Annotated in this window: 17 protein-coding genes; 14 read left to right on the top strand and 3 right to left on the bottom strand. The window is 53.8% G+C overall.

The window, feature by feature from the left end; genetic code table 11:
• Positions 1-64 precede the first annotated feature (64 nt).
• Positions 65-745 (top strand): response regulator transcription factor, encoded by a 681-nt coding sequence (locus tag KB449_RS15495; protein ID WP_282909245.1) that lies wholly within the window; start codon positions 65-67, stop codon positions 743-745.
• Positions 746-791: 46 nt separating this feature from the next.
• On the opposite strand, the gene KB449_RS15490 is transcribed toward KB449_RS15495, so the two are convergent.
• A complete protein-coding gene (locus KB449_RS15490) occupies positions 792-1,391 on the bottom strand; it encodes a TetR/AcrR family transcriptional regulator (RefSeq protein ID WP_282909244.1) in 600 nt (199 codons plus the stop codon).
• A 203-nt stretch (positions 1,392-1,594) separates the two neighbouring features.
• Between KB449_RS15490 and gap the strand changes: the two genes are divergently transcribed.
• The 6 genes from gap (at position 1,595) to KB449_RS15460 (ending at position 9,771) form a co-directional block, all read left to right on the top strand.
• Entirely contained in the window at positions 1,595-2,605 is a 1,011-nt protein-coding gene (gene gap, locus KB449_RS15485) for a type I glyceraldehyde-3-phosphate dehydrogenase (RefSeq protein WP_282909243.1), read from the top strand.
• A 214-nt stretch (positions 2,606-2,819) separates the two neighbouring features.
• Entirely contained in the window at positions 2,820-3,764 is a 945-nt protein-coding gene (locus KB449_RS15480) for an ABC transporter permease (protein ID WP_282909242.1), read from the top strand.
• The gene (locus KB449_RS15475) at positions 3,758-4,654 is read left to right on the top strand and encodes a carbohydrate ABC transporter permease (protein ID WP_282909241.1); all 897 of its coding nucleotides are present in this window, start codon (positions 3,758-3,760) and stop codon (positions 4,652-4,654) included. The genes KB449_RS15480 and KB449_RS15475 overlap by 7 nt, the downstream gene beginning before the upstream one ends.
• Before the next feature lie 69 nt (positions 4,655-4,723).
• Entirely contained in the window at positions 4,724-6,370 is a 1,647-nt protein-coding gene (locus KB449_RS15470) for an extracellular solute-binding protein (RefSeq protein WP_282909240.1), read from the top strand.
• A 114-nt stretch (positions 6,371-6,484) separates the two neighbouring features.
• Positions 6,485-7,924, top strand: a complete 1,440-nt coding sequence (locus KB449_RS15465) for a response regulator (protein ID WP_282909239.1) — start codon at positions 6,485-6,487, stop codon at positions 7,922-7,924.
• 20 nt (positions 7,925-7,944) lie between these two features.
• A complete protein-coding gene (locus tag KB449_RS15460; protein WP_282909238.1) occupies positions 7,945-9,771 on the top strand; it encodes a cache domain-containing sensor histidine kinase in 1,827 nt (608 codons plus the stop codon).
• Between the two features lie 30 nt (positions 9,772-9,801).
• Here KB449_RS15460 and KB449_RS15455 read toward each other — a convergent pair whose 3' ends face one another.
• Both KB449_RS15455 and KB449_RS15450 read right to left on the bottom strand, forming a co-directional pair.
• On the bottom strand, positions 9,802-11,847 hold the full coding sequence (locus KB449_RS15455) for an MGH1-like glycoside hydrolase domain-containing protein (protein ID WP_282909237.1): 2,046 nt from the start codon (positions 11,845-11,847) through the stop codon (positions 9,802-9,804).
• A gap of 701 nt (positions 11,848-12,548) precedes the next feature.
• The gene (locus KB449_RS15450) at positions 12,549-14,468 is read right to left on the bottom strand and encodes a family 43 glycosylhydrolase (protein WP_282909236.1); all 1,920 of its coding nucleotides are present in this window, start codon (positions 14,466-14,468) and stop codon (positions 12,549-12,551) included.
• A 345-nt stretch (positions 14,469-14,813) separates the two neighbouring features.
• On the opposite strand from KB449_RS15450, the gene KB449_RS15445 reads away from it, so the two are divergent.
• The 7 genes from KB449_RS15445 (at position 14,814) to KB449_RS15415 (ending at position 26,091) form a co-directional block, all read left to right on the top strand.
• Positions 14,814-17,594 (top strand): beta-galactosidase, encoded by a 2,781-nt coding sequence (locus KB449_RS15445; protein ID WP_282909235.1) that lies wholly within the window; start codon positions 14,814-14,816, stop codon positions 17,592-17,594.
• 90 nt (positions 17,595-17,684) lie between these two features.
• The gene (locus KB449_RS15440) at positions 17,685-18,623 is read left to right on the top strand and encodes an ABC transporter permease (protein WP_282912823.1); all 939 of its coding nucleotides are present in this window, start codon (positions 17,685-17,687) and stop codon (positions 18,621-18,623) included.
• Between the two features lie 23 nt (positions 18,624-18,646).
• The gene (locus tag KB449_RS15435; protein WP_282909234.1) at positions 18,647-19,552 is read left to right on the top strand and encodes a carbohydrate ABC transporter permease; all 906 of its coding nucleotides are present in this window, start codon (positions 18,647-18,649) and stop codon (positions 19,550-19,552) included.
• 87 nt (positions 19,553-19,639) lie between these two features.
• Positions 19,640-21,259, top strand: coding sequence for an ABC transporter substrate-binding protein (locus tag KB449_RS15430; RefSeq protein ID WP_282909233.1), 1,620 nt, complete (start codon positions 19,640-19,642; stop codon positions 21,257-21,259).
• 132 nt (positions 21,260-21,391) lie between these two features.
• Positions 21,392-22,720 (top strand): ABC transporter substrate-binding protein, encoded by a 1,329-nt coding sequence (locus KB449_RS15425; protein ID WP_282909232.1) that lies wholly within the window; start codon positions 21,392-21,394, stop codon positions 22,718-22,720.
• Positions 22,721-22,729: 9 nt separating this feature from the next.
• Complete coding sequence (locus KB449_RS15420) at positions 22,730-24,538, top strand: cache domain-containing sensor histidine kinase (RefSeq protein WP_282909231.1); 1,809 nt, start codon at positions 22,730-22,732, stop codon at positions 24,536-24,538.
• Complete coding sequence (locus KB449_RS15415; protein ID WP_282909230.1) at positions 24,535-26,091, top strand: response regulator; 1,557 nt, start codon at positions 24,535-24,537, stop codon at positions 26,089-26,091. The genes KB449_RS15420 and KB449_RS15415 overlap by 4 nt, the downstream gene beginning before the upstream one ends.
• Positions 26,092-26,136 lie beyond the last annotated feature (45 nt).

Here is a 26,136-nt window from a genome sequence, read left to right as displayed (position 1 = left end):
CGCATAATACGCGACAATAGCAACAGGCATAGGGTGTAAGGTTCCATAAAGGGGTTGTGGAGCGGTGAGCCAAATCAACAGAGTGTTGCTTGCAGAACCGTCGCAAGAACATAGAGAGCGGATCAAGTACCTGCTGGAGCTGGATCCGCTATTTGAGGTTGTAGGGGAAACGGATTGCGGGAGGGATGCGATATCACTTGCCGGTTCATTAAAGCCGGAGGTGGCGCTTGTTGCGGTTGAATTTCACGATATGAAGGGTACGCAGACCATTCAGGAAATGAAAAAATTGAATCCCCAAATGGTAGTCGTTTTGCAAGCGGAAAGCGCTGACGTTGAGTATTTTTTTGAAGCTTTGAAAAGCGGGGCGCAAGGTTACTTGCTCAAGTCGCTGCATCCAGCTTCCTTTCACGAGTATCTGAGATCGCTCTTGATCGAAGATGCGACGCTGCCGAGAGAGCTTGGATATCAAATTTTAAAGCAGTTTGTTACCGAGAATATGCCGCATGGCGCAGAGCCCCTGCTAAGTGTAATGGAAACGGCAGTATTAAGAAATCTGTGCAGAGGATTCAACATCGAAGAAATCGCCGATCGGTTAGTCATACCGGAAAATACAGTGAAATTTATACTGAATGACATTCTTTTTAAATTGAAATTAAAGAATCGTACGGAGCTGGTCACCTATGCGTCCGATAAAGGAATATTTATGTCTAAGGTAAGTTCGAAAAAGGTGTCCCGAAATCATTGACTAAGGGACACCTTCATCATTTATGCGAATGAAAGAAGACCACAGATTAACGAATACTTAAACAACAATTCTGCAAATAGGACGCAAAGCATGCTGTATTCATTTGCATATGCTTATTATCCCCCTCCAATTTGCTAAGCAAAATGCCTCCTTCAAGCAAGGAAATGGCAAATGAAGCAAGTGCATCCGCATCCAAATCTTCCTTGAACTCCCCGCTTTTTATCCCGTCAACAATGATATTCTTCATCATAACCAAATAGGTATGCAGCCCTTGCCTTGCCCGATCACGAAGCTCCGCATGTGTATCGTCACTTTCCACTGCTGTATTCTGCATGGGGCATCCGCCAATAAATGGCGGATTATCGACAACATCTTCATAGACACGAAAAAAAGCAAGTAACTTCCCTGACGCAGACTGCTCTTGGTCGACCGCCTCGGCAAATTTCCCGCTAACCAAACTGGCCGCGTAATTGTAGGCTTCAAGCGCAATCTCATCTTTACTTGCAAAATGTCGATAGATGCCCCCTTTCTTAATCCCCGTGTCGGCAATAATATCGTTTAACGAAGTACCGGCATAACCTCTCTGATTAAAGATTGCTGCCGATTTCATAATAATGTGCTCTCTTGTTCGATCTCCTTTTTTCATAGGTTCCTCCGAATGATCCTAATCTATTCTAATTTAACATTATATCAAATTTGACGGCCGAACCTTGACAACGTCTTTAATCCTGATATAGTGAAGAGACCGATCGGTATCTTTTATTTTAAAATAAATCTATTCCAAGCGCAAACTTGTTTGGCTTCGGCTCAGTACTTACCTTACTTCGAACGAAACAGGAGGACTATTCAATGAAAATAAAAGTAGGCATTAATGGTTTTGGGCGTATCGGAAGACTCGCTTTCCGTCGTATTCAAGAGGTGGAAAATATCGAGGTTGTAGCGATAAACGATTTAACAGACGCAAAAATGCTGGCGCATCTGCTCAAATATGATACTACACAAGGCACTTTCCATGGTGACATCGAAGTTCATGATGGAGCCTTTACTGTTAACGGTCAAGAAATTAAAGTGCTGGCCAAACGCAACCCTGAAGAAATCCCTTGGGGCGAGCTTGGCGTAAATATCGTACTCGAATGTACGGGATTGTTCGCTACCAAAGAAAAGGCCGAGCTTCATCTGAAAGGCGGAGCAAAGAAGGCCGTTATTTCCGCTCCGGCAACAGGCGACATGAAGACCATCGTATATAACGTAAACCATGAAACACTGGACGGAACGGAAACCGTCATTTCCGGCGCTTCTTGCACAACGAACTGTCTGGCTCCCATGGCTAAAGCCTTGAACGATACATTTGGAATTCAGTCCGGGTTGATGACCACCGTTCACGCCTATACAGGCAACCAGAATACCCTTGATGCGCCAGAGTCAAAAGGAAACTTCCGCGCAGCACGGGCTGCTGCAGAGAACATTGTTCCTTACTCCACCGGTGCTGCTAAAGCCATTGGCCTCGTTCTTCCTGAACTGAAGGGCAAACTTGATGGCGCATCTCAGCGTGTACCTGTAGCAACAGGCTCCGTAACAGAGCTCGTAGCCGTTTTGAACACCAAGGTAACGGTTGAGGAAGTTAACGCCGCTATGAGAAAAGCATCAGATCCAGAAACGTACGGATACACGGAGGACGAGATCGTATCTTCCGATGTTAGAGGAATGACATTGGGGTCTCTTTTTGATGCCACTCAAACAAAAGTTCTAACAGTTGGCGACCAGCAGCTGGTAAAAACGGTAGCCTGGTACGATAATGAAATGTCTTACACCGCACAACTGGTTAGAACATTAGAATATTTCGCAAAAATCGCCAAGTAACATTGCTGCCATTTTTCATGCTTGTATACCTGCCGCAGCTCCGGAACACAAACGAGCCTTGAGCAATCAAGGCTCGTTTGTGTTCCGGATTACTTATATCGATACGATTTTAAGTGATTACCAAATTCATTAAAACGATTACATTTTTATAATTTCCCCGGTAGCTATAATGAAAATACAAGAGCTCCTTTATACAGCCGGAGGGATGAGAGAAATGCAAGCGGTTTTAGAACAAGACTACGCTTCAACGAAGAAGAAAAACAAATTTCTTCACAACATTAAAAGAGACAAATGGTTATACGCTCTCCTGCTGCTGCCCTTTGCATATATCCTGATCTTCAGATATGCCCCGATATACGGCGTCGTTATGGCGTTCCAGGATTACAACATTTTTGCGGGCATTAAGGGGAGCGAGTGGGTTGGGATGGACGTGTTCCAGTTCATCTTCCAGCAGGACAGCTTCTACCGTGCGCTTAAGAATACGCTGCTTCTGAATGTTTACGACTTGATCGCGGGCTTCCCGGCGCCTATTATTCTGGCGATCCTGCTCAATGAAGTAAGAGTGGCAAAATTCAAGAAATTTTCGCAAACCGTGTTGTATCTGCCTCACTTTTTGTCCTGGGTTATTATAGGCGGCATGGTCTATCTGATGTTCTCCAACAGCGGGATGATCAACACGTTCTTGGCCAACCTCGGCCTTGCAAAAATCGAGTTTCTGTCGCAGAAGGTACCTTGGTTAATGACGTATATCTCGGTTGGCGTATGGCAGCAAATCGGCTGGGGGACGATCATCTATCTGGCTGCCATGACGGGAATTAATAAAGAGTTGTATGAAGCCTCCGATATTGACGGCTGCAGCAGACTTCGCAAAGTATGGCATATTACATTGCCTGGCATAAAGTCCACGATTAATATTTTGCTCATTCTCCAGATTGGCAGGATGGTGTCCATCGGTTTCGATCGACCGTTTGTAATGGGCAATTCATTAGTGAGCGACTACTCCGACGTTATCAGTACATACGTGTACAGAGTTGGCATTAGTTCGGGGGATTTCTCCCAGGCGACAGCGGTAGGCTTGTTCCAATCCGTCGTTGGCCTGATCCTGCTGATCGGCGCTAACTATATTGCGAAGAAATTGGGCGAGGATGGGATATGGTGAGCAAGGCGAGCAGCTTGGGAAACAAGAAAAAAATGAGCTTGGCGGATAGGGTCATTATCGTATTTATCGTGGCGTTATCGTTCACATGTATCGTTCCGTTCCTCTATATGATTGCGCTTTCCTTAAGCTCTAACGAAGCGATTATTTCTCAAAAAGTAGGGCTGTGGCCAGTAGGCTTCACGCTGGAAACGTACAAAACGATCTTAAGCGACGTGGAAATGCTGTATACGCTTGGTTACAGTATTCTGCTTACGGTATTCTACACCGTGGTGAGTATGTTCCTGACCATTTGCGGCGCGTATCCATTAACGAAAAAAAGGCTGATGGGAAGAAGCTTTATTCTGTCCGCGCTAGTCTTCACGATGTATTTCAGCGGCGGTTTGATTCCTTCTTATATGCTGGTTAAAAACCTGGGGATGATGAATACGGTATGGAGTTTGGTGTTGCCGGGCGCCATGAGCGTGTTTAACTTAATCATCCTGAAGACGTTCTTCACCAGCCTCCCGGAAAGTCTGGAAGAATCGGCCGCTATCGACGGCTGCTCGGATCTGGGCATTCTGATGAAAATTGTGCTTCCGCTGTCGCTGCCCTCTATCGCCACCTTGAGCCTGTTTTATGCGGTGGACAGATGGAACGGATTCCAGGATGCGCTGTTCTACATTACGGACAAACATCTGTATCCGATGCAGATGAAGCTGTACCAGATTATTTCGGCCAATCAGCAACTGGACAGCCAACAAGGCGGAGAAGGCAGCGTCGGTTCCTTTATTGTGCCGGAGTCGCTGAAAGCGGCCAGCGTTATGTTTACGACCATCCCCATTCTGCTCATCTATCCCAAGCTGCAGAAGTATTTCGTAGACGGCGTGATGACAGGAGCTATTAAGGGCTGATAAGGATAAAGACCGGATTGAAAGGGGGGATTCCGGGTCGGGCTGGTGGATGTAAAGAGGATTTGCGGTATGAATCATTTCAATAGCTATCATTTGAAAGGGTGGTTTCAAGTGCGTACAGGTACAAAGAAAAAAGCAGGCCTTCTGTTTAGTACAGCGTTACTGGTCGGTGTTATGGCAGGTTGCGGCGGAAATAACGGCAATGATGAATCGGCGGCATCAAGCGGCGGATCTCCGGCAGCAGAAGCAGCTTCCGGTCCGGTAGAAACCCTGACTGTAGAAGTGTTCGACAGAGGTATTCAGGGACAGCCGGACTTGAATAACAATACGTGGACCAAGTACGTCAACGAGAAATTCGGCAAGCCTAATCATGCCATTGTAAAATATGTTACGGTACCTCGTTCCCAAGAAGTCGACAAGCTTAATGTGTTGATGGCTGCCAACGAAGCGCCGGATATTTCCATCACTTATGACGGTACAACCGTAACCCGTTTTGCCAAAAACAATGGTCTGTATACGCTGGACGAATTGATCGAGAAGCATGGCCAGCAATTGAAATCTTATCTTGGGGATACCGTTCTTGACTACGGGAAATACGAGGGCAAACAAGTGTCCATTCCGGCGAAGCGGACTTTGCTTGCCTGGAACGGATTGTTTATCCGCAAAGATTGGCTCGATAAGCTGGGATTGCCCGTTCCGACGAATAAGGACGAATTGTACGATACGCTTGTTGCCTTCCGCGACAAAAATCCTGGAAATATAAATGGGGTGATTCCTTGGGCGACAGCGGCTGCCGGCATGAACTACACGTTTGGCAATCTGGTTCCATCCTTCTGGGGCCCCATGTCGGAGGAAGAATTCGTTACCACCCCCAACTGGCTGAAGCCCGGCAACAAGGACGCATATAAATGGCTGAACAAGCTGTATTCGGAAAAACTGATCAGCCCCGACTTCGCTTTGGACAAAACGGCCAAGCAAGCGGATGCCGACGTAACGAACGGCAAGGTAGGCTTCTATGGGGCCAACTGGGATTATCCGATGGTGCAAAAAATTCGCGAGCCTCTGAAACAAAATGCGCCGGATGCGAACTATGTTCCTATCGATGTCTTCAAGAACGCGGACGGAAAATACTTAAAAGAGACGTATAATGAAAACGGAATTTTCTCATTCATTCCGAAAAGCAGCAAACATGCGGAGCTGGCTATAAAGTATCTGAACTGGATGGCTGATCCGGAAGTGTTGTTCTTCCTGCAGTTCGGCGAAGAAGGCGTCAACCACACCACCGTGGATGGCATCCCGCAAGGGATTGCGCAAACCGGCGAAAATATGCAGATGAGCAATCTCAATCTGGATTATACGCTGGTTGTAAACGGCGCGGAGCTGGGTGATATCGAAAAAAATGTCAAAACGTACGCAGCAGCCCTGGCAGCCGGAGATAAGACCTATGAGAAATTGGCTGTCGATTCATACAAGATCAATACGACAGACGGCTTTACCAGCTTCTACTATGGGGTTCCGAACGAAGCCAACATCAAATATGGCAAAACGCTGGATGATATGAACAAGCAAATGATGGATAGGCTGATCGTTGCCAAGCCGGCAGAATTCGATACCTTGTACGACAAGCTGGTGAAAGAATATATGGACGCTGGCGGTAAAGCCGTTCAAGATGAGAACATCAAGCATTACAAAGAAATTAAAGAGAGCAGCAAGTAAGTCATCGGATACGGATAAACCATTGGACACCGTGGTTTATCCGTATTTTGAATTGCGATTGCCGGGAAGCTCTGTTATCATTCGATAGAAATTTATAGGTTCAGGGGGATACCCATGCACAAGGTCATGATTGTAGATGATGAGTCGTGGGCGATTCGAGGAATCCGCAACGCCTTTGACTGGGAGAAAAACGGTTTCGAAATTATAGGCCAATTTACAAGCGCTTACAAGGCATGGGATGCGATTCTGACACAGAAGCCTGACTTGGTATTTACGGATATCCGGATGCCGGACATTTCCGGACTCGATCTTATGCAAAGAGCCAAAGCGCATGAATTGGACACTGAGTTTGTCGTCGTTAGCGGATATGCGGAATTTAAATACGCTCAGGAAGCGCTGCGCTACGGCGCGCTTAATTATTTCCTGAAGCCTCTGGACGTAGATATGGCAGATTCGTTTATTGCGGAGCTTGCCATGCATTTCTCCAAAAGAAGCGCGGCACGCAATCAACTTCTGCTGGATGCGCTCACCTCTCCCGATGCGGCAGAGATCAAACGTTATCTGCCGCTTCCCGAAGGTGCGGATGAATGTTACTACCAGGTGCTTTCCATCGATTACGAAGGCGATCATCTGAATTTCAGAAAGCTGCTCTCTTTGGAAAGAAAGCCTGTTACGGCTATGGAAGTCGAAGCCGGAACGAATAAAAAGTTGATCGTTTTGATGGCGGAACATAAAGCTTGTTTGGTATGGGATGAATTCGTTTTGAAAAATACCGGCATGAATACAGTGGGCATCAGCAGCGTTTCCAGCCAGCTAACGCATATGAGCAAGCTGATTAAAGAAGCGGATCTGTCCGCTTCCCAAGCTTTTTTGGACGAAAGTGCAAAAGTCGTTCATTACGAGCCGAAGGTTCAATTGGTGAAACCATGTATCGATGAGATTCATCGGATCATACAGGGGAATCAACTTGGCGACATGGATGCGTACATCAATGGGCTGCAGGCTTACTTCAAGGATCGGCAGCTTGGCATGAGCGAAGTTGTTTACTTATGGAATCAGGCCGTCGGGATCCTGATCAACGCTTATGCGGAGGAATTGAAAGATATGGAGCTGGATTTCCTTAATTATGCCGAAATTAAGGAACGATTCCAACACTTCGAATCGTTGTGCAGCTTTTTGCATGACGTCCTCGCCTCCATCAGGCAAGGGACCAACCGCTCTTTGCACGAAGGAGTCATCTTGTCGCACTTCAACAAGATGGTAGCCTATATCGACGGTCACTATGAACAGAAATTGTATTTGAAAGATTTATCCGCCCAGTTCTACATTAATCAAGTGTATTGCTGTCAATTGTTCAAGAAAAATCTCGGCAAAACCTTCTCCGAATATGTGTCGGAGCTCCGAATTAAGAAAGCCCGTGAGCTATTGAAGAAAACCGACTTATCGATTGAGGAGATCGCCATTCAGACCGGGTATGTGGATTATTACTATTTCAATAAAGTTTTCAAGAAGCATTGCGGGATCACCCCTTCAAAATTCAGAAAAAGTTATTAACGATGAACGGAGCGGCAGAGATGAACACCAGCAGGCTGAAATTAAAACATCAGATATGGCTTATCTTTTTTTTCGCGATCGTTATATTTACAGCTATGGTGTTGTATTTCTTTTATAGCTTTTCTCATCTCACCCAGAATAGGGCTGCCAATTTCGGAAACCAGATGATTGAGCAAACGCGAAGCAAAATTGATACCGTCTTTAATGATATCCGGGTCAGCACCGGCATTGCGGTCAACAGCAAACTGATTCAGGAATATACCGTAGTGGATGATGATTACAAGAGGGCTTTTGATAGCGGCAATTATGCACTGGATCTCATGGATTATATGAGATCCTTTAATTCGTATGTGAGCGGAATCGTCATTGATGACGTTCGCGGGAAGCAGCTTTACAGTCTGAATTCCTCGGGCGGAGATATTTTCTTTCTCAAACATTATGACAGCTTCATCCGAACGTATAAGAAGGACCCTTCGCTTCGGGAAAAGGGGCAGTTCACCACTACGTTAAAAGACGATAACACGGGATCGGAACAGTTTTTTTATATTGAACCGATCGTCGAATCGATAGGGGGAATCCATTTCTCCGAAATAACGGGTTACTTCACCATCATGGTCAATATGGACAAGCTGCGGGGGCTGGTAGAAAATACAGAATTGACGCCGCACTCCACGTTGTACATTCTGGACAGCCAGGATGAGGTCATTGCTTCCACGAATGCGAAAGCTCGCGGCACGTTGTTCAAGGATGTATTGTCTATGGATAAGGACAACCTGCTTAACGGCGTGAAAACGACCATCGACGGAGAACAAATTCTCGTTCAGGTCAAAGGTTTGGAGCAAGCGGACGGGTGGCGGATTGTGAGTATGATACCGGTTCACGAATTGACTTCCGACATGAACCCCATGAGGAAAGTCAGCATGATTGTGGGGATTGGCATGATTCTCATTTTGATCATCATGGGCATTTTCTTTATGAATAGCCTGATGAAACCGGTGATGGGGCTTGTTTTGGATATGAAACGGGTAGGGGGAAGGGACAGGAGCTTCCGGATTAAAGTCCGGTCTACCAATGAAGTAGGGTCGCTTGCCCGAGACATCAATCGAATGATGGATGAGATGGAGGAAATGACCCGAGATATGTTTAATACCCAAGCCAGATTGTACAAATCCGAGCTCAGTCAGAAGCAGGCGGCGTTTTCCGCCCTGCAGAGCCAGATCAACCCGCATTTCCTGTATAACACGCTGAATTGCATCAGCAGCATCGGATTGGATTACGGAAGCAGGGAAATTGCGCAGATAACGTCATCCATGTCCAAGATTTTCAGGTACAGCATCAAACAAGACGAGCTTGTACAGATCAAGGAGGAAGTAGACTGTATTCAGGCCTATATGAAGATTATCTCTATTCGTTACGAATATAAATTCGACATGAACATCGATGTCGAAGAGGGCCTGCTCGAGATGAGTACGCCCAAAATGATTCTTCAACCTATTGTAGAAAATGCTGTCTATCATGGGCTTGAACGGATGGACCAAGGGGGGCGGCTTGAGGTTGCCGGGCACATGGATGCGCAGGGCGATGTGTGCTTTTGTATTAGGGATACCGGGAAAGGAATGGAGCCGGAGCAGCTGGCCGCCTTGCAGGCCAAGCTGGACACGGCGTATCCGGAACGCGCGTTAGTCGGCCAATCGTCGCAAAGCATTGGACTTACCAATATTCACAATAGGCTCCGTCTGCTTTTTGGAGAGAAGTACGGGATTACAATTGAAAGCCGGATCGATGATGGGACGACCGTGACCGTGAAAATTCCGGCATTGAGGAAGTATGCAAAGATAAAGGCCTGAATAAAGAGCGCTTCAGGCCTTTCATTTCATTTAAGCCGGCTGAATCCACAACGACGCATATGGCAAGCAGTTGCTTATGATGAGCTCCACGCCTCCGTCAGGATGAGAGGAGCAACATACGTCGCATCCCGTACCGGCAGCCTCGTATGACAGGCCCTCGGCCAGATTGACCCTGATATGAAAGGGCTGATTGGCTTGTCCGGCATAATGGAATTCCGAGCCGTATTCCGTGTAGTCATCCTTGAAGTGCTGCTGAAGCATCCAGACGTTAAAGCCTGTCGTCACCTTGCCCAGTTCATAATAGGCCGCAAACCAATTAATCACAGGGGCCGATAACCCGCCGAAATGATGCCAGCCAGCGCCTCTCCCCGACTGCACGATAAAATGCTCGTAACAGTTGTAAGTGGCTTCGGTCTCGCGTTTCCATAATTCCAAAGCGGTGTTTGCAATTCGGTAGGCGAGGTCCGGGTGACCGTAATCAAACATGGTTTTCCAGAAAAACCATTGATGGGGCATCCAGACAGCGCCGTTCCAATAGCCGTCCGCCCGATAATAAGGAGCGCCTTGATCGACGGTGGATAAGCCGATCGGCGTCCAGAATCGTTGTTCATGGAACAAGGTGTCAATGAGACGCCGGGTACGTTCTTTATCGCAGATTCCTGCCAGAAGCGGGTACATACCGTCCAATCCGCTATTGTAATTCACTTCGGAGCCGTGGCGCAGGAGGCCTTCGTAAGCGCCTTCTTCATTATGCAGCACATAGCCGTAACAACCGGCTTCCTCATCCCAGGCATAAGCGTTGAGGGCATCGCTCCATCTTCGGATGTCCTTGTCGTATTCCTGGGCATCCATTTTCAAATGATCGGATGTCGCCGCCGCCATCCTGAGGATTTTGGCGATTCGAATGAGCTGACTCGTTGTAATGACGGGAGCTGCTCGATGTTCTAATTTTAGTTCATGCACGTACTTCTGAGGCGGGTAATCGTCCCAACCCCCGGAGTTATAGAAATAATCCCAGGTTTGAAGCAGTCCGGTTTGAAATACGTCCGTTGTGGAACCGTTGATTTTGCCTGCGAGGAATAAGTAGTATTGCCGTAATCTCGGGTAGAAATAGTTAAGGAACGCAGGAGACTGCTTGCGGTTCCACAGCTCCTGGAACAAATAGTGCTGCACGGGAACCGGGCTGCCGTGATGAATAAAGGCAGCTTCAGCATCTCCCGGCTCCGTCATATAAGCATTTAAGCAATCGATTGCCCGGCTGTCGTCGAGATCGGCGAAGCCAAGTCCGATAAACCCGGAATCCCATGTGTACAGGGAATCCCACCATCTCCCCGGGGTGTTGTGACGAATGAATGCACGCTTCGTATAGACCGGGAAAACCGTATTTGTCAGCAAGGTTGCCCGCATAAGCTGCTGGCTGAAGGAATAACGGTCGCCCGAAGGATAAGCAGGAGAAGCCTTCAGCTTCTGGCGTTCCGCTAGATAAATAGTTTCGCAGCTGCCGGCATCCAACGCAAAGCTTGCCAGTCGGGCATGGACTTCTTCCAAAGTCCCGTCGCACACCATGCCGTGAAGAATAAGAGAGGATGCCGGGTTTAGGGAAATCGGACGCATAAACACATTCGTATAATGTCCTTTTCCATTGCCATGCAAAATCGTACTCACATGATCGTGCACCGTATGGCGGGCGAATCGATCTAGCTCGTCGCTTAGGAACTGTCTGATCTCCGCGTCGGGATCATTCCACAACAAGCCGTAATAGCAGGGACTATCCGGATAATGGAGAATCAGGCTGCCGGGAACGGGCCCTTCCAGCAGTTCCGGTTTGATGCGCCAGGGGAGATCTGCGAACGTTACCTCTTTGGAAGTCTGCCGCTCGACAAGCGTAAAGCCGTCAAGAACAAGCGGGTTAGCGCTCCGTGTGCGAAGACTTACGGCGACTTTGCCTGCAGGCAAGCGCCCAACATGTATTTCTGATAACGTTAAGCTGCCCGATGGTTCCATTGGAAGCCGGTACGCATGCTTCCCGATCCGCAGCTCGAGCTCCGCGCCCCGTACGGCTTGACCGCGCAGCACGAACACGGCGTCCTTCAGAGGGATCTCGATGTTTATCTCGTAGCGGAGCAGATCTCCGGCATCCGTTCCGAACGGGGAACCGATTGCCGATCCTCCCGTAAAATGCTGTCCGCGAATTTCTCCGCGCGACAATCCGTCGTACACCAGCCCATTTGCGGGCCGCGGCTTGGCAAAGATCAATTCCTTATAATCCAGCGCATCTACCCACTTAGCGCCATACGGAAGCCGTGCTTCCGCGAAGATTTGGACTTCGCCGTGTCCCGGCAGCCGGGGAGGCTGGAGCGAAGCCATAGCGTGCAGCACGAGATTTTGCGGTTGCTCCGTTTGATTGGCGAAGTTAACGCGGATAAGCCGGCTCTGCTCATCGATCCGGCTGAACGATATATCCGCGTAAACGCGGTCCTTCCATTCAAGCTCATGGCGGTGAGAGAAATGGCTGAAGTCGGGCGAAGCCTCCCAGGGGTGATACCCGGATTCCCATAAAACATGAGGAATGTCTATTTTTCTTCGATAGAATCCCGGCATCAAGCTTAAATCAAAACGAACGCCTTTCGAGGGATCGTTAATATGGGAGATGCCGATATACTGCTTGGCATAAGGTCCCCAGGAAGGTAAATTCAGGTCATGATTATGGGAAAGACGACGATAGTCACTCATGTTCAAACGACTCCTTCGGCTTTACATACCTTTGCATTTTTGCGTCAGTTTGGCACTAGCTTAATGTAATCAATGGACAGGTCATAGTCTGAACTTGAGCCATTTTTGCCTGCAACGTTAAACTTAAAAGATTTGTCGCCTGCCGAGCTGAAGGTGATCGTAGCTACATTCAGTTCCACATAGCTAAATGCAGAGGAATATAAATCCTGAACCGGACCATGATTGATACCGTTGACCGACAATTGAAACTGCCCCCGGTTCGCTCCCTTTTTCACGCCGATCCTTACACTGTAGCTGCGCGCTTCGGGCACATTCACCGTGTATGTCACAAAGTCGTTGATTGCATTGGCGTCCAGTGCAGTTCCAAATCCACCGCTCAAATAGAGGTCTCGGCCGGTTCCATTCCCAAACATGGCGTGTTTGTCGCCTGAGGTTGCGCTTACCAATAAATTTTCTGTTTCATAGCGGCTGCTTTGAACTGAAATATTATCGAATTTGACAGCTGAATCATAGGTTCTAACACCTACACTGCCCGACATATAGGTTGAATCGGTTACACTAATCTTAGGTATCGCCATATCATCCACATAGACCTTAATGGAAGCATCTTGTGCGACAATTTTAACATGATACTTGGTATTAGCCGTTAAGCTCATAGAAGCAGTGGAAAGCGATGTCCAATTGTTGTTGGCCTTCCCGATCAAAACCTTCTGATTGGGAACATCGAGTCCGGCATAGTAGCCTTGGTAAGCATCCGCACCCGTTCCAGGATTGGATACTCTGAATATCAGACCCGCATTGCCGGTAGATCCCGGAGTCACATCAGCTTCATAGATCACATCCGAGAAATTGGTGTCCAAAAGTGCCTTGGCACCCGGATTTGATGCTACGCTATACTGGCCGCCAGATACGGTCCATGTGCCGCCATATTTGGTCCATCCCGTATCCGTACTGTCATCGAAGGTATCTTCTTCTGCCATTTCGACTGGTTTGATCGTATTGTCAGCATTAAACTCAAACTTATCAAATGCCAGTACGCGTTGTGAACTGCTCAGATAACGCTTATGGTAAAAAATGTACCAATCATTTGTTGCAGGTGATTGAACAATACCGTTATGACCAGGTCCATCTGCTGTTGTCGTATCGGTATGCAGCATAATCCCTTGCGGTACAAACGGTCCTGTTACAGAGCTGGACGTTGCATACATGACCTTATAAGAGGAATCCGCCCAAACGCCCGCAGCATAAGTCAAATAGTAGATCCCGTTTCTCTTGAACACTTTAGGCGCCTCAAAATAATCATTATCGCCAGTTTTAGCGGGCGTAACTTTCTTATAGACGGTTCCGTCAGACCATGTTCCCAAAGACTTCATGTCCGCGTTAAGCTTTACAACATTACACTCGCCCCAGCTGCCGTAATACATGTACGCTTGACCGTCATCATCTATAAATACATCTTGATCCATGGGGCCTGCACCGTTTCGTACAACATTGATAAGGGGGGCGCCAATCGCATCGGTATATGGACCTTGTGGGTTATCAGCGACTGCCACGCCGATTCCGCCTAATTGTCCATCGCCGTTGATTGCGTTAGCGGCAAAATAGAGGTAGTACTTCCCATTGCGATAAGCCCCGCTCGGCGCCCACAATGAATGTTGCAACCATGATATATTGGCCGAACTTATGACATTCGAGTATTTTGTCCAATTGACCATATCTGTGGAAGAAAAGAGATCAACGGATTTTGCGCCAGTGTCGGATTCGCCAACTTGCGTCGAACGAGTCGGATACACCCAATAGGTGCCATTATATATCTGTACGTCAGGATCTGCATAATAGCCGTCCACAAATTGTGGACCGGCGTGAATGGGAGCAGCATTGGCTAGTCCCGGTAAAGCTACAATCAAGCAAAATACAATCGAAACGCAAAACATTACATAATTAGATTTTTTAATTTTTTTCATCATACAACCTCCTTCTGTAGTCGACAGCGTACTCTCTTCTTGCGAGAAAGCGATTACAAATTCATGCAATTTGGATGGTACATGACTGAATCACCTATTGAATCAATCGATACACATGGACCACCTCCTAGAAGCTGTCTTCGCCTACTATACGCTCATGAATTTTTATTAAAAATGTAATTTAATAAATGATTTTTGGAAAAAAATAAAAATTTGCGCTGTCAAAGTCGATAGTTTTTTACAGCAAATCGGTGTTTTGTTTAATGAATCGTAAATTGTAAGCGTTTAATATTTGAAATAGAAACCGGTTACATGATAGCGATTACACTTCGGAAGGAGGATCTTATGACGGCGCAAACGCAGAGCGAATCGCAGGTAAGGCTCGGGCCGGACCGTGTGGCGATCAACGGGAGAAGCGAAATCTTGTTATGCGCATCGTTGTTTTACTTCCGTATTCCGAGCCCGCTTTGGCGTGAGCGGATGGAGCAGCTAAAAGCGTTCGGCTATAACGCGATCGACGTTTATTTTCCTTGGAACCATCATGAGCGGGAGGAGGGCATCTGGGATTTCACCGGCGAGCGGGACGTCGCCGCCTTCCTCGCGCTTGCCTCGGATGCGGGATTGCGGGTCGTCGCAAGACCCGGGCCCTATATCTGCTCTGAATGGGACGGCGGCGCGCTGCCGGCATACCTGCTGGCGAAGGACGGCATCCGTCTGAGAGACAACGATCCGGTGTTTCTGTTGCACGTTGCCCGCTGGTACGACAAGATCCTGCCGCTGCTGAAGCGCTTCGAGCTCGGCGCGAGCGGTACGGTCGTCGCCGTGCAGCTGGACAACGAGCTCGACTTTTACAGCTGCGCGGACCCAACCGGCTATATCTCGGCACTGCGCGATCTGGCGCTCGGCCACGGCATCCGGGTACCGCTCATCGCCTGCGCGGGGCAAGGCGGGCTAACCGAGGCCGGCGGCGATGCGGAAGACATCTTGCCCACCTGCAACTTCTATCCGGACAACCGAGATCCCGAATTCGAGACGCTCGCGCTGGCGTATAAGCGCGAACTGACGCTGCGCGGATTGCCGCTGCTCGTCACCGAGACGAACCGGAGCCACTTTCTGCTGAGAAGGCTGCTGTCTTGCGGCGTCAAGCTGCTCGGTCCCTATCTTCAAGCTTCGGGGACGGACTTCGGTTTCACGAATTCGATCAACAATTGGGGCAAGCCGATGGCCTTCATGACGTCCGACTACGACTTCGGCGGCATGATCTCGCCGGAGGGCCATGTGCGGGAGGAGGCCTACGAGGGGAGGCTGCTCAGCCGGGTGCTTCGCCTCTATGGCGAGGATCTCGCCGAAGCAGCGCCGCTTGACGCCGACGAGACTTCGGACGCGGCGGATCGCCTTGAATGGCGGGAACGCGGCTTCGATGCGGGACCTTACCGACTGGGCCTTCGAGGCGGCGGAAGGCTCGTCTTCGTGTCGGACACGACGCGGGAGCTGTGTCTCATGCTGCCCGAAGCGGTGAGCCTGGCCCCATGGGGCGTGGAAGGCGCGATCTCTTCCTCGACGGCCGAGTTGTGCGAGGCAGCAGGCGGAGAGGATGGCTGCGTACTTGTCTTCCATACGGCTGAGGACGCGGACGGGAAGGTGTCGCTGAAGTTCGCCGAGCAACCGACGGTCGTATCGGCCGAAGGGGCCGACGTATCCATGACGGATACCGGATGTATGATCGTCTTCGGCGGCCATATCCGAGCGTCTTGCGAACTCGCATGGGATGACGGCCGGCGGCTGAACGTATTCGGCATTCCGAGGCGGGACGCGCTCCTGCTCGAGGGGATCGATGCCGATCGGCGTCGGCTGACGTTCGGGACGCCGCCCGTTGATCCAGGAGGCTCGCCGGCGCTTGAGCTGCCGTGGCATGCGAGCGGGATCGAATCGCATCTGCCGCTGCCTGCGGCGAGCGCCGCAATGACCGAAGGTTATGAATGCTTGGAAAAGAGCGGCATTTATCGCGGATTCGCCTGGTATTCATACACCGCTGCCGGTGGCGGCATGACGCGCGGAGAGGATTCGATATCGCCTCGGCCGCTTGCGGGACTCCTCGCCGCAGGCGCCAGCGATATCGTGTCGCTCTACGCGGATGGCGACTACGCGAGCACGGTCGTGCCGGCCGGCGCAAGCCGCTACCTGCCGCTGCCTGCAGGTCGGTCGCCGGTCGAGCTCGCCGCCCGGGTCGAGATCTGGGGACATTCCAACTTCGACGACCCGCGCCTGCCGGCGCTCCGGCTGCATGCGACCAAGGGGATCCGGGGCTTGACGGCGGTAACGTCGGAGCGCGATCTGTCCAAGGGCTGGCGCTATCGCCGGACGACCGACCCTTCGCCCGATCCGGCACGGGTCGCGGCGGACGCGGACGACGAACGCTGGCCGATGGCCGGCTTCGGCGGCTGGCATCCGAACGATACGCGTACCCTCGAGTACTATCGCCGCACGGTGACGTTCGAGCCCGGCTTGGACAGCCGGACGCTCTGGGTGCCTGGGCTGGAGAGCCGTCTGACCGTATTCGTCGACGGCGCGGAAGCGGGCACGGTGGAGCCGGGTGATCCATGGCTATCGCTCGCGCCGTGGATCGGAGCGGAAGGAGGCGCGCGCCAGCTGACGCTCGCGCTGGAACGGCGCCTCGGCGTCGCGGCCGGCAAGCCGGTGCTGCTCGAGGGCGGCAAGGCCGTCCTCGGCAGCCTCTGGTCGGCCGGGGAGCGGGAGCTGCTCGCTTCCGCGTCGCTCGCGGAGCCGGATGCCGCGCACGCGGAATTCCCGTACGCGCTCAAAGCCGGCGGCGTCGCCTGGCTGTATGCTTCGCTGCCCGATGAAGGCCCCCGCGGCGGCTGGCGCGCGACCGCGGACGGCGCCTGTCTCAAGCTGACCGCGTTCGCCGGAGACCGCCTCGTCGGCAGGCTGTGGCTGCCGGGCGGCGAGGAGCGCCCTGCGATGAGCGGCGGCAGCCCGGACAGCTTCTATGTTCCCGGGGCGTGGCTGCAAGAATCTGCGGACCGGCGCTTGCGGCTGCTCGTCGAAGCGGTCGTTCCGGGTCAGCCGGGAGTGCTGCGCGCGCTCAGGTTCGCGGCCGTATGATCCGTTAATCGCCGACAAAAGGAGTGGATTCACATGAACGTATCGACCGCCGCGGCGGCGAACGATCCCGGTCCGGCCGCCGGAACGGCAATGCCTGCGCCCAAGACCAAGCGGCGCTCGTCCTTGCGCACGCTGCTCGCCAACCGCACGCTGCTGCTCATGTGCCTGCCGGCCATCGCCTTCTTTCTGATTTTCTCCTATTTGCCCATGCCCGGCCTGTATCTCGCCTTTATCCAGTACAACTACACGGCCGGCATCTTCAAGAGCCCGTTCGTCTGGTGGGACAACTTCCGCTTCCTCGTTATGACGGGCGACCTGTGGCGGCTGACGTTCAACACGATCGCGTACAACGTCATGTTCATCCTGCTGGGCAACGCGCTCCAGATTACGGTCGCGATCTTCCTGAACGAGCTGCGCAGCAAGTGGTTCAAGAAGGTGTCGCAATCGCTCATGTTCCTGCCTTATTTCATATCCTTCGTGCTGATCGGCCTGATCGCCTACAACATCCTGAGCTACGATTACGGCCTGCTTAACGGCTTCCTGAAGATGATCGGCGCCGACCCCGTGAAGACGTATTCCAATCCGCACCTGTGGCCGTTCATCATCGTCATCACGTATTTGTGGCAGTCGACCGGCTACGGCTCGATCGTCTACTTCGCCGCCGTCATGGGGCTCGATTCGGAGATCGTGGAGGCCGCGGAGATCGACGGCGCGAACGCGATCCAGCGGATCCGCTACATCATCCTGCCCTGGCTCAAGCCGACGTTCATCATCCTGCTGCTGTTTTCTCTCGGCGGCGTGCTGCGGGGCAACTTCGGACTGTTCTACAACCTTGTCGGCGCCAACAACTCGTCGCTGTACGCCACCACGGATATTATCGAGACTTACGTATTCCGCTCGCTCATGACCAACTTTAACTTCTCCATGGGCAGCGCGGTGAGCCTGTATCAGTCGGTGTTCGGATTTTTCGTCGTGCTGAGCGCCAACTGGCTAGTCAAGCGAGTGTCCCCGGACAACTCGCTCTTCTAGAAACGCGAAAGGAGTGATCGGCCATGTCGGCACAGCGAACGGCCATCAAGGTGGACGGCTCGACCTTGCTGGTCCGCATCTTCGGATACGGGTTCATCGGGGCGTTTGCCCTGGCCTGTTTCCTTCCGTTTATGCTCGTCGTGGGCACGTCGTTCACGAGCGAGAGCTCGATCGCGAGGCACGGGTTCAATTTCTGGCCCCGCGTGTTCAGCACCTTCGCCTACAAGATCGTCTTCGAGAACCCCGACCTTATCATCGGGTCCTATTGGGTCACGATCGGCATCACCGTCGTCGGCACGGCTGTCGGGCTGTTCATCGTCGCCATGACCGGTTACGCGCTGCAGCGGCCCGACTTCCACTACCGCAACCGGATTTCCTTTTTCATCTATTTCACCACGCTGTTCTCCGGCGGCCTCGTCCCGTTCTACCTTCTCGTCAACCAGTACCTGGCGCTCAAGGACAATTATCTTGCCGTACTGCTGCCGGGTCTGCTGTCTCCCTTCCTCATCATCATGATGAAAAGCTTTGTCCGATCCATTCCGCACGCCATCACGGAGTCGGCCAAGATCGACGGCGCAGGGGACTTCACCATCTTCCTGCGGCTCATCCTGCCGATGACGACGCCCGCGCTCGCGACGATCGGTCTGTTCATCGCGATCGGCTATTGGAACGAATGGTACAACGCGATGCTGTTCCTGTCGCCCGACATGAAGTACCGCACGCTGCAGCTGTTTCTGTACGGCGTCGTGACGAGCGCGGACTTCATCAAAAATTCGTCCGCGGCCTCCAACGTGGATCTGAGGGATCTGCCGCTTGAATCGATGAAAATGGCAACGGCCGTCGTCGCGACGGGCCCAGTCATCCTGCTGTATCCGTTGGTACAGCGTTTCTTCATACAGGGCATCACGGTAGGCGCGGTCAAAGGATAATGATGTGCCGGGAGGCGGCAAGCAGCGCGTCCTTCACATAGCAGCGATTCGCAAGCCGTCCATTTATAACGAAGGGGAGGCAATACCATGATCAAAGTTAAAAAGCTCGGCGCTATCGTACCGGCGCTAACGCTAGCTGCGGGCCTGGCGGCGTGCAGCGGGGGGAACGGCAATGGCAAGGAAGCGAGTCCCGGCGCAGACGGCAATAACGCAGGCGCAACGACAACAGCTTCGGCATCGGCATCCCAGGCCGCAGGCGCGGCGGACACGTCCAAGTTCGTCAAGATCAGCTACGTCATATTAGGCGACAAGCCGAAGAACGGCCAGTTCGACGCCGCGCTCGCCGAGATCAACAAGCTCATGAAGCAGAAGATCAACGCGGAGCTGGAATGGAAATGGGTCGAGTGGGCGGACTGGCAGACGAAGTACAATCTGCTGCTGGCTTCCGGAGACCCGGTCGACTTGATCACGATCGGCACCGACTGGCTCGACACGTGGGGCAACGCGCAGCGGGGCGCGTTCATGAACCTGGACGACCTGCTGCCGAAGTACGCGCCGCAGACGTGGGAATCGATCCCGCAGGAAGATTGGGCCGAGAGCAAGTACAAGGGCAAGATCGTGCTCATTCCAGAAAACGCATACACGCAATGGGTCAACCACGGCTTCTTCTACCGCGGCGATTGGGCCAAGGAGGCGGGCATTACCGAGCCGGTCAAGGATTGGGACGGCATCGAGAAGTACCTGCAATACATCAAGGACAACAAAAAGAATGTCATCCCTTGGGACGCCACGGCCGGGGTCAGCACGTTCGGCGGATGGGTCAATTCGTATACGCAGGAGCTGGAGCTGCCGATCTCGACCGGATGGCTGCCGGTATTCACCACCAAGAGCGTCGACGATCCGTACACGGTCGTCAGCCCGATCTTCGACGAGGATACGATGCTGAACTACGCGACCAAGATGAAGTCTTGGGCGGACAAAGGCTTCTGGCGTGAGGACGTGCTCAACTACAAGGGAGACACGCGCACGCTGCTGAAGGGCGGACTAACGGGGCTGGATCAGCACCATACGCAGACGTTCGGCACGCTTCGCGTCGACATGGACCGCGAGCAGCCGGGCTCCGAGCTGCAGATGTATCCGTTCGCGCGGACGAATGGCAACCTGCTGGAGCTGTCGATCACGCACGGCGGCACGTCGCTCGGCGCCCACAGCAAAAATCCGGAACGCGCGCTCATGGCGTACGACCTGATCCGCAACGACGAGCAAATCTACCGTCTGCTGAATTACGGCATCGAAGGCGTCCAGTACGAGATCAAGGACGGCAAACGCGTGCTGCCGGCCGGCTACGATCCGAAGAAAAACGAATTCTACTCCGACTTCTGGGGCGGCCGCAACGACAAGCTGGAGATCCCGAGCAGCACGGTATGGGATCAACTGCCGACGACGCTGTACGCCGAGTACGACAAGATCAAGCATCCTTACCCGTACGGCCAATTCGTCTTCGACAAAACGCCGGTCGACGCCGAGCTGACCGCGATCTCGCAGGTCACGGGCGAGATGGGTCCGTCGATCGCGTTCGGCAAAGCCGGCGATCCGGCCAAGGCGGTGGAGGCGTTCAAGTCCAAGCTGAAGGCGGCCGGCTACGACAAGGTCAAGGCCGAGCTGCAAAAGCAGCTGGACGCCTATAAGCAGCAAATGCAAGGCTGACCGCGGCGAGAGCCGACGGGGGAAATGCCGCTTGATTTCCAGGGCGGCATTTTCCGCTTGGGACGTATTTGAAGACGGCCGGCTTGTGCTATACTGGGCGCATCTGCTGCGAAAAGGAGGCCGGTATATCGGATGAGATCGAGAGGATGGCTCGCCGCATTGTGCGTGCTGTTGTCGGCAGGTGCGTTCATCTGGGCGATATGGAGCTATATCGCCCGGTCCGAACAGCGGACCGTGGCCGGTGCCGCGGAGCCGGCCGTCAAGCTGACGTGGTACCATCATTTTCGCGAAGAAGGGGCACGCAAGTGGCTTGAGATCGGCACGCGCAAATATATGGAAGCGCATCCAAACGTAACGGTCGAGGTGATATCGGAAGACGGGAATACGTACGCCAATACGCTGCACAACCTGGCGGCCGTCGAGCGGATGCCCGACATCTACATGACGGACAACATCCAGATGCTTCAGGAGTTCATCGATGCGGGATACGCGATGGACATGACGGGGAATCCGGCATTGACCGGGATCGATCCGACGCTGCTCGGCGGCGTGGAGGGGAAGGACGGCAAAGTGTGGGCCGTGCCGTTCGACCGCAACGGCGTCGGCGTGTTCTACAACCGCGCCGCGTTCGCCAAGGCGGGCGTCAGCGACATCCCGCGGACGTGGGACGCGTTCCTCGCGGCCTGCCGCAAGCTCGAGCAGGCCGGCATCCAGCCGATCGCGGCCGGTTACCAGGACATGTGGACGCTAAATCTGGACATTCAGCCGGACATGATCGCGTCCGGCATCCGCGCGCCGACCTGGATCGAGGATGTCGAAGCCGGCAGGGCTTCGTTCGCCGACGACAAGGGCAACTTCAAGAACGTCCTTCGGAGGCTGGCGGAGCGGTTCCCCTATACCGGCGACGACCCGTTCGGCACGAACTGGAACGAAGCGCTCGAGCTGCTCGCCGGCGGCGAAGCAGCCATGATCCTGAACGGAAGCTGGACGGTGGACGGCGTCCGATCGTTCAAGCCGGATGCGGATATCGGCATGTTCGCGTTCCCTTCGACGAACGACGCGTCTTCGTCAAAGGTCGCGATGAAGACGACCGGCGGCTTCGTCGTCAATCCCAAATCCCGGCATGCGGATGAAGCGATCTCGCTCGTGCGGTACTTCTCTTCGGCAGAGATGGCCGCGGTCATGCAGGACAACAAGAAAGGGATATCGATCGCGCCGAACGCGAAGCTCGACTTCGATCCGGCGTACGAGGAACTGGATCGCGAATACATTCAGACCGGTCGCGTGCTCGATTATTCCGCCTTTTACCCCGAATTCGTGAACGTTGAGCTCGTCGAAGCGTTCCGCAACGAACTGATCGGCCTGCTGGGCGACCCGCGGCACGACGTCGACCGATGCATCGCCCAGCTCGACGCGGCGTTCGACCGGATCCGCCCGCGGGCGGGCGCGAAGGGAGAATGATCGGCGGCGATGCGACGTCTTCATGAACGGCTGAATCCGATGAGGCGACTGCGCGATATGCGCATTCGCAGGAAGATTCTGCTCTCCAATATGGTCATCATTCTGATGCTGGCGCTGTCGATCGGCACCGCGGCCACGCTTGCCTCGCGCTACTTTATCGAAGCGAATACGCGGGAGCTGACCCGACACGTGATCGACCAATATTCCAAAAACGTGGATAACCACGTGAAGGACTTCGTCTCCTCGACGCTGTTCCTCTTGAACGACAAACTGCTCACGCACATCGTGTCGGAGCAGGAAGCGCAGGCCGGAGAGGACCGGTACGCGCTCGACTTCAACCGGGTCGCCGGACTGCTCTATCAGTACGGGAACAACAATCCTTTTATCAATTCCATTACGATCATGAACGAGCAAGGGCGGCTATATTGGTGGCAGCGATCGGCCGCCGTCACCGGAGACCTGAACGAGAGGAACGCGAGGGCGATCGCCGAATCCGCGCGAAAAAAGCTTGCGGATGCGCGGACGGGCATCTATTGGTCCGCTTCGCTGCACGGCACGGACGAAGTGGCGCTCTCCAGATATTATCTCGACATCAACCAGATCAACCGAAGCTTCGGGGTCATCGTATTCCATCTCGACAAAGCCTACTTCAAAAGTCTGCTCTCCGACGGCTCCATCATCCAGGCGGACAATCTGTTCATTCTGAACGAAAACGGGGAGCCGCTCTACAAGGGCAGCCCGAACGCGGAATCCGAGGCGCTGAGGGTGCCGGACGAAGGTTCGCGCTACGGGTTTGCGGATGGGCAAACGGTCAGGATCGGCGGCATGCAGTCGCTGCTCATGCGGTTTCAATCCTCGGACACCGGATGGAGCGTCCTGTGCTTCATCCCGCTCTCCCGGCTACTGGAGGGGACGCGCATTCTGGAAACGATCATCGTCTTCATCTGCGTATTGTTCATCTTTATCGCGATGGCGGTCGCGTTCTGGTTTTCCGCAGGCACGACGAGAGACATCAAGCTGCTGGAGCGCACGATGAGGAAGGTAGAGGACGGCGATCTGAGCGTCAAGGCGAAGCCCGCCGGGAGAGACGAGATCGGCATGCTCGCCGTGAGATTCAATATGATGGTGTCGCGGATCAACGAGCTGGTCGTCCGCGTGTCCGAGGAGCGGCTCGCCACGCAGCGGGCTGAATACACGGTACTGCTGTCCAGGATCAACCCGCATTTTCTGTACAACGCACTCGGGACGATCCGCTGGTTCGCCCGCAGCCGGGGCCAGGAGGAGATCGAGTCGATGGTGAGCGCGCTGACCGGGCTGCTGAAGTCGTCGATCCGCCATTCCGGCGGACTGGAGCGTCTAGAGATGGAGCTGGCCAACGTACGGGATTACGTGCATCTGCAGAAGATCGGGCTTGGCGATGCGTTCGAGATCCGCTATGACGCCGACGGCGCCCTGCTGGACGCGCTCGTGCCCGGTTTCATTCTGCAGCCGCTGGTGGAGAACGCGATCATGCACGGTCTGGAAATATCGAAGGGCGCCGGACGCATCCGCATCGCCGCGGAGCGCGTCGGACCGGATCTGCGGATCGCGGTCGCGGACAACGGTATAGGCATGGAGCCGGACTACGCGGCGACCTTGCTCTTAGCGGATAGGGAGCGGCGGTACCCGGGCCTCAACGGCATCGGCGTCCGCCATGTGCACGAGCGCATCCGCACGCTGTGCGGCGAGCGCTACGGGCTGTCGTTCGACACGGCGCCAGGCCGCGGCACGACGATCTATCTGACATTGCCCTACCGGCGGGAGGAGGATGCTGTTTGAGCCGTTACCAAGCGATGATCGTAGAAGACAACGCCGTCTATCGGCACGCGATAAGGACGCTGGTCGATTGGGAGCGCAGCGGCTTCAGGATCGCGGCGGAGGCGGTCAACGGCAAGCAAGCGCTGGAGAGGATGGCGGCGCAGCGGTTTGATCTGATTCTGACCGACGTCAGCATGCCGGAGATGAACGGCATCGACTTAGTGAAGGCCGTTAACGAAAGAGGCGAGGACACGGTGATCGTCATGCTCAGCTCCTACGACGATTTTCAATTCGTGAAGGATTCGCTGAAGCTCGGCGCCGATGACTACTTGCTCAAGCAGGAGATGGAGCCGGATACGATGGTCGCGATGTTGGGCCAAGTCAAAGAGAAGCTGAGCAGGCTCCAGACCAGCAGGGAAAAGGAGCGGGCAAACCGGTCGGAAGCGCAGGCGGCACGTCTGAAGCAGTGGATGACCGGAGAGGCGAATGCCCATCCCGCTCCGGATGAAGGCTTGGCCGAACTGCTGCCCGCAGCCGAATACAGGCTCATCCTTCTGGCGTCGCGGGAATGCGAGGAGATGGACGGCGATAGGATCCGGCAGGCCGCCCAGGACGGGGCTGCCGAGCTCGAATGCGGAACGACGCTTGCGATCCCGATTCGATCCGGCAGGCTGGCGCTCGTGGTAGGCATGCCAGATGACGGCGCGAGAGGCTGCGGGAGCGGCAGGGCGGCGAGGGAGCTGGCGGGACGTTGGCTCGGTCAGGGCGAAGACCGCTGCTCGAGGGCGGCCGCGATCGCCGCGGGCCGGGGCAGCGCCGGTCTGTACGGACTTCGCGAGGCGTACGAGGAAGCGGAGCGGGCGCTGTTCCTTGCCGTGTACGAAGGCTGGGGCCGCTTATTCGAAGCGGAGCCGAAGCCGCCGGCCCCCGCGAATCAAGTAGCGGAGGCGGAGGAGGCGGCCCGGCGCTGGCAAGCCGCGGTGCGGTCGGGCTCGGGCGAAGACATGGCGGCGGCTGCGGTTTGCCAATTCGGTCTGCTGTCCCGCGCGAAGCCCGCGAAGGCGGTACTTCAGCGGCATCTCGTCGATCTGTACGCTTCGCTCTATCACCACGCCGATCCGGCCCCGCATGCCGTGCCGGACTGGTGGTCCGTGCTCTCGGGCAGCATTGACCGGCTCGATCCGATCCGGCGCATGGAGGCGGATTTCGTCGCGTTCTGCCGCGAACGATTCCCCGAGTCCGAGGCGGTGCCGGCAAACCGCAAAGAGATTCGGCAGGCGATCGCGTATATCCGAAGTCACTACGCGGAGGACATTTCCGTCGCCGGCCTGTCAGGTCAATTGGGCTTCAGCGCAAATTATTTGTCCAATCTGTTCCGCAGCGAGACCGGGCTGCGCGTGACCGAGTATGTGAATCGGGTCCGCATGGAGGTAGCGAAGCGCCTGCTGAGGGATATGCAGCTGAAGGTGTATGAAGTTGCCGGCAAGGTGGGCTATCACGACGCTTCTTATTTTTGCAAAGTGTTCAAGGAGGTTACGGGAGAGACGGTAACGGCCTTCCGCCAAAAGGAATGATCCGAAAGAGGAGCTGCGTAGAAACGTGCGCGAAGATTCGCCGGA

It is taken from the genome of Cohnella hashimotonis (assembly GCF_030014955.1).
Lineage (GTDB): Bacteria > Bacillota > Bacilli > Paenibacillales > Paenibacillaceae > Cohnella > Cohnella hashimotonis.
This window is presented reverse-complemented; position numbering and strand designations above follow the sequence as displayed.

Excerpts from the sequence above, each read along its gene's own strand:
- KB449_RS15490 (WP_282909244.1), bottom strand. The coding sequence starts at position 1,391 with ATGAAAAAAGGAGATCGAACAAGAGAGCACATTATTATGAAATCGGCA.
- gap (WP_282909243.1), top strand. The coding sequence starts at position 1,595 with ATGAAAATAAAAGTAGGCATTAATGGTTTTGGGCGTATCGGAAGACTC.
- KB449_RS15480 (WP_282909242.1), top strand. The coding sequence starts at position 2,820 with ATGCAAGCGGTTTTAGAACAAGACTACGCTTCAACGAAGAAGAAAAAC.
- KB449_RS15475 (WP_282909241.1), top strand. The coding sequence starts at position 3,758 with ATGGTGAGCAAGGCGAGCAGCTTGGGAAACAAGAAAAAAATGAGCTTG.
- KB449_RS15470 (WP_282909240.1), top strand. The coding sequence starts at position 4,724 with ATGAATCATTTCAATAGCTATCATTTGAAAGGGTGGTTTCAAGTGCGT.
- KB449_RS15465 (WP_282909239.1), top strand. The coding sequence starts at position 6,485 with ATGCACAAGGTCATGATTGTAGATGATGAGTCGTGGGCGATTCGAGGA.
- KB449_RS15460 (WP_282909238.1), top strand. The coding sequence starts at position 7,945 with ATGAACACCAGCAGGCTGAAATTAAAACATCAGATATGGCTTATCTTT.
- KB449_RS15450 (WP_282909236.1), bottom strand. The coding sequence starts at position 14,468 with ATGAAAAAAATTAAAAAATCTAATTATGTAATGTTTTGCGTTTCGATT.
- KB449_RS15445 (WP_282909235.1), top strand. The coding sequence starts at position 14,814 with ATGACGGCGCAAACGCAGAGCGAATCGCAGGTAAGGCTCGGGCCGGAC.
- KB449_RS15440 (WP_282912823.1), top strand. The coding sequence starts at position 17,685 with ATGCCTGCGCCCAAGACCAAGCGGCGCTCGTCCTTGCGCACGCTGCTC.
- KB449_RS15435 (WP_282909234.1), top strand. The coding sequence starts at position 18,647 with ATGTCGGCACAGCGAACGGCCATCAAGGTGGACGGCTCGACCTTGCTG.
- KB449_RS15430 (WP_282909233.1), top strand. The coding sequence starts at position 19,640 with ATGATCAAAGTTAAAAAGCTCGGCGCTATCGTACCGGCGCTAACGCTA.
- KB449_RS15425 (WP_282909232.1), top strand. The coding sequence starts at position 21,392 with ATGAGATCGAGAGGATGGCTCGCCGCATTGTGCGTGCTGTTGTCGGCA.
- KB449_RS15420 (WP_282909231.1), top strand. The coding sequence starts at position 22,730 with ATGCGACGTCTTCATGAACGGCTGAATCCGATGAGGCGACTGCGCGAT.